The organism is Winogradskyella sp. UBA3174, assembly GCF_002364335.1.
GTDB lineage: Bacteria > Bacteroidota > Bacteroidia > Flavobacteriales > Flavobacteriaceae > Winogradskyella.
Genome location: NZ_DEXW01000006.1, coordinates 10,447 through 11,260, shown reverse-complemented (window position 1 = coordinate 11,260; position 814 = coordinate 10,447). Strand labels below are relative to the sequence as shown.

At 31.2% G+C, this 814-nt stretch carries 1 pseudogene; it reads left to right on the top strand.

Annotation, left to right across the window (positions count from 1 at the left end):
* Nucleotides 1-563: 563 nt before the first annotated feature.
* Nucleotides 564-814, top strand: a pseudogene (locus B2U95_RS00695) (hypothetical protein); the annotation flags it as partial.

Below are 814 nucleotides of genomic sequence, written 5' to 3'. Positions count from 1 at the left end.
TGCTTAACCACGCAACTAACCATGCACATCACGTTGGCATTCATTGTACCTCTTCCTAAAAAAAGGCTACATAATTTTAAACATTATGTAAAAAAACAACAAAGCAATTAGACGTCACAACGCGAACCCTTCAATTAAAAGTTTCCGCCACACCGAGAATTGTTAAGCACATCAATAGCACACTCAAAATACTTTAGAGTACTGATTCTACGGCCATCAATTAGTACATTAAAAGTATGCACTTTAAAAGAAGAATTTAATGGTTAGGCTAATTTAACATAACCCTTTGGTTTTAAGATAGTCTTGGCAGTGTTTTAGTTATACAGAGATACCCTATAAAAAGGAATAATTAGTAGTGTAACAAAGAAACCCTTTCACATTTAAAAAAGGGTACACCTAATTTCAAATATTGAATCAAGTTAATTAGAAATTTTAAAAATCACTGAACCTACTTTTTCCTTATTTCAACGGCTTTTTTCCTGCATTCATTATATAGTACTTGTTAAGATTCGGTTATACCGCTACCATTGTATCAAATAATTAAACAATTAAAATTAGAGACAATGAAAAAATTAAATCGAGAATTAGTAATACTAAGAACATTTGCAGTCAGCACGGTAGCTATTATGACAGCATTACTATTGTTTGCTTTTAAAACGAATGAAAATCAAAAATTCGGAACTATTGATGTGGAGCGCATTAACATTGTAGAAGCTGACGGTACTGTTAAAATGATCATTACCAATGTAGCACAGTTTCCAAATGGAGAAACTATAATCAATGATAAAGCCATAAATAAAAACAGAAAAAAACG